Genomic DNA, 7612 nt, shown 5'->3' with positions numbered 1-7612 from the left:
GCCGGCTCCGCCGCGGCGGCGGACCGCAGCGCGTAGACGAAGGTGTGGTCGGACGTGACCTCCAGCGCGTCCCGCCTCTCCGGGGGACCGGTGAGGCGGGCACGCGGGCCAGGGGCGGCGTAGGGGCCGCTACTTGGCGGGGTCGACGTCGAAGAGGTCGGCCATGTCGTCGAGGACCAGGTCGGCGCCCTGGAGGGAGACCGAGGTCATCCAGATCTCGTCGCGGACCTTGTGGACGTCGCCGTTCTTGACGGCGGTCAGGCGCCCCCACAGCGGGTTGGCGAGGAACTTCTTCTCCCGCTCCTCGCCCTCGGAGAAGGCGCTGTAGAAGATGATGTCGGCGTCGGCCTGCTGGATCTGCTCCTCGCTGATCTCCAGGTTGAAGTTCTCCGGGTCCTGCTGGTTCTTGGGCCGGGCCAGCCCCATGTCCTGCAGGATGATGCCGCTGAAGCTCTTGGGCAGGTAGATGCGCGTGGGGCCGTCGACGAAGCGGACGATGGAGACCGTCGGGTTCTTCTTCTTGGCGTTGATCGCGTCGCCGATCTTCTTCGCCCGCGTCTCGTACGCGGCGAGCTCGGCCTTCGCCTTCTGCTCCTCACCGAGCGTCTTGCCCAGGAGGGTGATGTTGTCCTTCCAGAGCGGGCCCGTGGTCTTCACGAAGACGGTCGGCGCGATCTGGCTCAGCTTCTCGTACAGTTCGTCGTGGCGGACGGTCGCGGAGACGATGAGGTCCGGCTTGAGCAGGGCGATCTGCTCCAGGTTGGGGCTGTCGAGGGGGCCGACGTCCTTGGTGTCCTTCACCGCGTCGCCGAGGTACGGCGGGAAGTCGTCCTGGTCGCGGTACGAGCCGATGCCGCCGACCAGCTTGCCGTCGAGCGCGACGACGGCCTCGACGAGGCTGTTGTCGAGAGCAACGATCCGCTGCGGCTTGGCCTTGATCTCGGTCTTGCCCTTGTCGTGCTCGACGGTGCGCGGGAATCCGGCGGCCTTCTCGGCGGGGGCGGTGCTGCCGCCCGGCTTCGCGTCGGAACCGTCCGAGCCACTGCCGCAGGCTGTCAGGCCCGCGGCCAGGACCGCGGTGAGGGCGAGGGCGCCGAGGCGGGCCCTGCGGCGTCCGGAGGTGAGGGTGAACATGGGGAGCTCCCAGAGCGGAGGGGGAGTTAGGGAAGCCTTACCTGAGTAAGGGCGAGGTGAGCATAACCTGCCGATTTCAGACCCTGTTCACGGGGGTGGTTCACAACTGGACTTAGGTGTGCCTTACCTTGTTGGTCGTGTCCCCGCACCCCTCCCCAGCTGTTGCGGCCGAAGCCCCGGCGGCTTCTGTGCCGTCGCCGCGACTCCGCGCCCACAGGCACCTCACTGTCCTGTTCACGCTGCTCGCCGTCCTGACCGTGGTCCTCTGCTCCTCACTCGCCATCGGCACCAAGTCCGTCCCGCTCGTCGACGTCCTGGCCGCGATCGGCGGCTCGACCGACGGAGATGCCGTCGTCGTACGGGAGTTGCGCATGCCGCGCACGCTCCTCGGGCTCCTGGCCGGACTCGCCCTCGGCGCCGCCGGAGCCGTCGCACAGGACATCACCCGCAACCCGCTCGGCGACCCCGGTCTCATCGGCGTCAGCGCCGGTGCCGCCTTCGCCGTCGCCTCCGGCATCGGCCTGTTCGGGCTCACCAGCTCCTACCAGTACGTCTGGTTCGCGTTCGCCGGCGGCGCCCTGGCCGGTCTGCTCGCGTACGTCGTCGGCGGCAGCGGACACGGGGGCGCCACGCCCGCCAAACTCGCCCTCGCCGGTGCGGCCGTCACCGTGCTCCTGGAGTCCTTCACCAACGCCCTCGTGCTGCTCGACGTCCGTACCCTCGACCAGTACCGCTCATGGGCCGTCGGCTCCCTCGCCGGCCGGGACGCCGATCTCGGCCTCCAGCTCGCGCCGTTCATCGTCGCCGGACTCGTCCTGGCCCTCGCGCTCGGCGGCCGGCTGAACGCGCTCGCCCTCGGCGACGACCTGGCCGCCACCCTCGGCACCAAGGTCACCGCCACCCGGGCCCTGGGCGCGGTCGCGGTGGTCCTGCTCACCGGCGCCGCCGTCGCCGCCTGCGGGCCCGTCACCTTCGTGGGCCTCGTCGTACCGCACGTCGTCCGCGCCTTCAGCGGGCCCGACGCACGCTGGCTCGTGCCCTGCTCCGGGCTCGGCGGAGCGATTCTGCTGCTCGGCGCCGACGTCGTCGGACGGGTCGTCGCCCGCCCCGCGGAGCTCCAGGCCGGGGTGGTCACCGCCCTGATCGGCGCCCCCTTCCTCGCGCTGCTCGTCAAGCGCGGCAAGCTCAAGGAGCACACCCGATGAGACTCGAGTCCGGGCCCTTCGGGCTGCGACTGCGCCCCCGCGTGGCCGCGACCGCCGCCGCGCTCGTGCTGGCAGGCTTCGCCGGGCTCGTCGCCTCCGTCGCGATGGGGACCTTCGCTCTCCCCGTCTCCGATGTGGTCGCCTCGCTGTTCGGGGACGACAGCGCGGACACCTACCTGATCGTGCGTGAACTCCGGCTGCCCCGCGCCCTGACGGCCGTGCTCGTCGGCATCGCCTTCGGCGTCGCCGGCGCCGTCTATCAGGCCGTCACCCGTAACCAGCTCGCGAGCCCCGACCTCATCGGCATCTCCGCCGGAGCGGGCGCGGGCGCCGTCGGCGCCATCGTCGTCGGCGGCGTCACCGCGGCCGGAGCGGGCAGCTTCGGCGCCGTCCCCTTCGGTGCGCTCGCCGGGGCCCTCGCCACCGCGGCGGCCATCTACCTGCTCGCCTACCGCGGCGGCACCGTCACCGGCTACCGCTTCGTCCTCGTCGGCATCGCCGCCAACGGCGCCCTTGCCGCCCTCACCCGCTGGATGGTGGCGCAGGCCGACATCGACCAGGCCTCCCGCGCCATGGTCTGGCTCACCGGCAGCCTCAACGGCCGCGGCTACGAGCACGTCGAGTGGGCCGGAGTCGCCCTCCTGGTCCTCGTGCCGCTGACGCTGGCCCTCGCCCGGCCGTACCAGCTCCTGCAGTTCGGCGACGACACCGCCCTGGGGCTCGGCATCCCGCTGCACCGGGCGAGGATCGCGCTGCTCGTCCTCGCCACCTGCCTCGCCGCGCTCGCCACCGCCGCCGCCGGACCCGTCGCCTTCATCGCCCTCGGCGCTCCGCAGATCGCCCGCCGCCTCGCCGGCACCGCAGGCGTCCCGCTCGTCCTCAGCGGACTGACCGGCGCGGTGCTGCTCCTCCTCGCCGACCTCGCCGCACGGCTCCTCTTCTCACCCGTCGAACTGCCCGTGGGCATCGTCACCGGCGCCGTCGGCGCCCCGTATCTTCTGCTGCTGCTCGCCCGTGCCAACCGGGCCGGAAAGGGAGGCTGACATGACCGCCGCGCCCGACACCCACCGCGCCACGCTGACCGGCACGGCGCTCCGCCTGGCCTACGGTGAGCGCATCGTCGCCGACGGACTCGACCTGGAGATCCCGGCGGGCCAGGTCACCGCCCTCGTCGGCCCCAACGCCTGCGGCAAGTCCACCGGCCTGCGCGCGCTCGCCCGGCTGCTGAAGCCGGCCGCCGGCGCCGTCCACCTTGACGGCCAGGACATCGCCGGCCTTGCCTCCCGCGACCTCGCCCTCCGGCTCTCCCTGCTGCCGCAGACGCCGACCGCGCCCGACGGCATCACCGTCCGCGACCTCGTCACCCGAGGCCGCACCCCCCACCAGCGCTGGTGGCGCCAGTGGTCCTCCGCCGACGACGCCGTCGTCGACCGGGCGCTCGACGCCACCGGCACGGCCGGGCTCGCCGACCGCACCCTCGACGAGCTCTCCGGCGGCCAGCGTCAGCGCGTCTGGATCGCCATGGCCCTCGCCCAGGACACCCCGGTGCTCCTCCTGGACGAGCCGACCACCTACCTCGACCTCGCCCACCAGGTCGACGTGCTCGAACTGGTCGCCGACCTGAACCGCACCGAGGGCCGTACCGTCGTCATGGTCCTGCACGAGCTGAACCTCGCCTGCCGCTACGCCGACCACCTCGTCGCGATGCGCGCCGGCGAGGTCGTCGCCGCGGGCCCGCCCAACGAGGTCGTCACCGCGGACCTCGTCCACGACGTCTTCGGCCTGCGCGCCGCCGTCATCGAGTGCCCGATCGCGGGCACGCCCCTCGTCATCCCCGAGGGCGGCCGCCGAACCGTGCAGGAGCCCGGGGCGGCCGACGCCCGTTCCCTCTGACTCCGGGTACTCCTCACGGCGATGTCCGTTGCGCGGTGGGGCGGGCCATGGCCCGGACACGCGGGCCGGGCGCGCACGGTGAGGAACCGTCAGGGCGCCTGCCGGGCGAAAGCCCAGGGCAGGCGCCCTTTTCCGGCCAGGAACGCGCGGTCCGCCGGGCAGCGGCGGGATGCACGGCGGCAGCGACATGCCCGCCGCCATGAACTCCAGGTCGATGTCCCCCTGGGCGCTGCCGCCCCTCGGTGACGCCGAGGGGATCGTCCGCACGGTGCCGGCCGCTCTCGGCATCGGCGTGGAGGCGGTCCGGTACTCGGCGAGGGCGGCCACTTCCCTGCCGGACAGGACCCGATCACGCGCGCACGACCTCCGGCGGGCGACTTCGGGGGCGGACGCCCGTCCGGGCGCGGCGGGCCGAAACGCCCGGCGGCTCCACACTGACCGGCCCTCCCCCCGATCGCCCCCTGATCGGTAGCCGAAAACGATAGAAATGTTCCATGTATAAGTTTCTGGGGCGACTCGGGCGTCGGTCACCCAAGTCGCCCGGGAGTGATCACGCGCCCGGCACGTGGAGCGCGCGGCGGTCGCTGCGGCGCCTGCGCTCCCTGCTGAGCGTGCGCAGCCTCGCCGGCCAGGTGTTCCTCCTGCAACTGGCGGTTGTGGTGCTGGTCGTCGTTGCCGCGCTGGCGGCCCTCGTGCTCCAGGCGCGACGCGACAGCATGGCGGATGCCCGGATCCGGACGCTCACCGCGGCCGAGACCTTCGCCACCTCACCAGGGCTCCTCTCGGCACTGGAGAGTCCGGACCCCACAGCGATGCTGCAGCCGAGCGCCGAGGCGGTTCGCAGGGCCGCCGGTGTCGACGCCGTCATCGTCTACCGGCCGGACGGGATCACCCTCACCCACAGCGATCCGAGGCAGATCGGAAAGCACGTCATCGGCCCCTACGCGGAAGCGGCGGCAGGAAAGTCGTTCACCAGGACCTTCCAGGGTGCCCTGGGACTCTCCGTGATCTCGGCCGTCCCCGTCAAGGACACCGGCAACGCGGCCGTCGCCATTGTCTCCGCCGTCGTCACGGTGGGGAACGTGCAGGACAGGGTGAACCAGCAACTGCCGGTCCTGTTCGGGGTCGCGGCCGGGTCGCTCGCCCTCGCCGCGGGCGGCTCGGCACTGGTGAGCCGTCGCCTCCAGAAGCAGACCCACGGCCTGGGCCCGGCCGAGATGACGCGGATGTACGAGCACCACGATGCGGTCCTCCACGCCGTACGGGAAGGAGTGCTGATCGTCGGGGGTGACGGCCGGCTGCTGCTGGCCAACGACGAGGCCCGCCGCCTGCTGGACCTGCCGGAGGACGCGGAACGCCGCCACGTGAGCGCGCTGGGGCTGAACGCCGATCTCACAGGGCTGCTCACGTCCGATCGCCCGGCCACCGACGAGGTGCATCTGGCCGCCGACCGACTCCTCGCCGTCAACAAGCGGTTCACCGCCTCCCAGGGCCCGGCGAGCGTGGTGGTGACGCTGCGGGACACCACCGAACTGCAGGCGCTCTCCGGCAGAGCCGAGACCGCGCGCCGACGGCTGGAGCTGCTCTATGACGCCGGCGTGCGGATCGGGACCACCCTGGATGTCACGCGCACCGCTGAGGAACTCGCGGAGGTCGCGGTCCCCCGCTTCGCCGACGTCGTCACCGTCGAACTCCTGGACCCGGTCCTGCACGGTGAGGAGCCCTCCGGCGTGAGTACCGAGATGCGCCGCGCCGCCGTCGTCGGGCTGGAGGGGGACCATCTGCTCTACCCGGCCGGCAAGCTGATCCGCTTCGGCGCCGCCCACCCCATGGCCGCGGGCGCCGCCGACGGCCGAGCGGTCCTGGTGGAGGACCTGAGCGCCTCCGAGGGCTGGCGGGCCCAGGACCCCGACCGCGCCCGCCGGGTCCTGGAGCACGGCATCCACTCCCTGATCCTCGTCCCGCTGCGCGCCCGGGGGGTGGTGCTCGGAGCGGCCCACTACTGGCGGGCGAACGCCTCCCCGCCGTTCGAGGAGGAGGACGTGTCCTTCGCCGAGGAGCTGGCCGCCCGGGCGGCGGTGTGCATCGACAACGCCCGCCGCTACACCCGCGAGCACACCATGGCCGTCACGTTGCAGCGCAGCCTGCTGCCCAGCCGGGTGCCCGAGCAGACGGCCCTGGAGGTGGCCTACCGTTATCTGCCCGCTCGGGCCGGGGTGGGCGGGGACTGGTTCGACGTCATCCCGCTGTCGGGTGCCCGGGTCGCGCTGGTCGTCGGCGACGTCGTGGGGCACGGCCTGCACGCGGCGGCCACCATGGGCCGACTGCGCACCGCCGTGCACAACTTCTCCGTCCTGGACATCCCGCCGGAGGAACTGCTCGGCCGCGTCGACGAGCTGGTGGTCCAGATCGACAGCGACGAGGCCGCCACCGACGGGGAAGGTCAGGGGATCACCGGCGCGACCTGCCTGTACGCCGTCTACGATCCCGCCTCCGGGCAACTGGCGGTCGCCACCGCCGGCCACCCCGGACCGGCGGTGGTCCACCCCGACGGCACCGTGGACTTCCCCGAGCTGCCGATCTCCCCACCACTGGGCCTCGGGACCGGACTGCCCGACGAGAGCGCCGAACTGACCGTGCCCGAAGGCTCCCGGCTCGTGCTCTACACCGACGGGCTGATCGAGGCCCGGGACCGCGACCTGGACGTCGGCGTGGCGACCCTGCGCGACGCGCTGGCCGGACCCGACCGTTCCCCGGAGGACACCTGCGCCGCTGTCCTCGACGCCATGATGCCGGACCGGCCCCGGGACGACATCGCGCTGCTGGTGGCCCGCACGCACCGGCTCGATCCCACCCGGATCGCCCAATGGCAGGTGCCCCGCGACCCGGCGGCGGTCGCCCCGGTCCGCGCCGCCTGTGTCCGGCGGCTCCGGGAATGGGGCCTCGAGCAGGTCGACTTCGCCGTCGAGCTCGTCCTCAGTGAGCTGATCACCAACGCCATCCGCTACGGCAGCGAGCCCATCGACGTCCGCCTCCTCCGTGACCGAGCCCTGATCTGCGAGGTCTCCGACGGGAGCAGCACCTCACCACGGCTGCGGCGGGCCAAGGTCACCGACGAGGGCGGCCGCGGACTCTTCCTGGTGGCCCGGTTCGCCGAACGCTGGGGCACCCGCTACACGCCCACCGGAAAGGTCATCTGGGCCGAACTGTCCCTCCACGGCGGCGGCCCCTCGGTGGAAGGACTCGCCGAGATCCTGCTCGACGAGGAGGAGCCGCCTTCCGGCGAAGGCGGGGCGCGGAACGGCGCGGCACGGTGAGGGGCATCGCGATGTCGCCGTACGACCGCTCACCCGCCACACCCCACGGGCCCGGCCACGGCT

5 protein-coding genes are annotated in these 7612 nt (G+C 72.8%); 4 read left to right on the top strand and 1 reads right to left on the bottom strand.

Annotation, left to right across the window (positions count from 1 at the left end; translation table 11 throughout):
* Positions 1-129: 129 nt before the first annotated feature.
* On the bottom strand, positions 130-1134 hold the full coding sequence (locus AB0K02_RS14000) for an iron-siderophore ABC transporter substrate-binding protein (RefSeq protein WP_365992639.1): 1005 nt from the start codon (positions 1132-1134) through the stop codon (positions 130-132).
* Positions 1135-1271: 137 nt separating this feature from the next.
* On the opposite strand from AB0K02_RS14000, the gene AB0K02_RS13995 reads away from it, so the two are divergent.
* The 4 genes from AB0K02_RS13995 (at position 1272) to AB0K02_RS13980 (ending at position 7549) form a co-directional block, all read left to right on the top strand.
* Entirely contained in the window at positions 1272-2339 is a 1068-nt protein-coding gene (locus tag AB0K02_RS13995) for an iron ABC transporter permease (protein ID WP_365992638.1), read from the top strand.
* Positions 2336-3382 (top strand): iron chelate uptake ABC transporter family permease subunit, encoded by a 1047-nt coding sequence (locus AB0K02_RS13990; RefSeq protein WP_365992637.1) that lies wholly within the window; start codon positions 2336-2338, stop codon positions 3380-3382. The genes AB0K02_RS13995 and AB0K02_RS13990 overlap by 4 nt, the downstream gene beginning before the upstream one ends.
* 1 nt (position 3383) lies before the next feature.
* Positions 3384-4232, top strand: a complete 849-nt coding sequence (locus AB0K02_RS13985) for an ABC transporter ATP-binding protein (protein WP_365992636.1) — start codon at positions 3384-3386, stop codon at positions 4230-4232.
* Between the two features lie 611 nt (positions 4233-4843).
* A complete protein-coding gene (locus tag AB0K02_RS13980) occupies positions 4844-7549 on the top strand; it encodes a SpoIIE family protein phosphatase (protein WP_365992634.1) in 2706 nt (901 codons plus the stop codon).
* Positions 7550-7612 lie beyond the last annotated feature (63 nt).

Source organism: Streptomyces sp. NPDC049597 (genome assembly GCF_040675505.1).
Taxonomy (GTDB): Bacteria; Actinomycetota; Actinomycetes; order Streptomycetales; family Streptomycetaceae; genus Streptomyces.
Note: the sequence above shows the minus strand (reverse complement) of the source record. Positions and strands in the feature narration are given on the sequence as shown.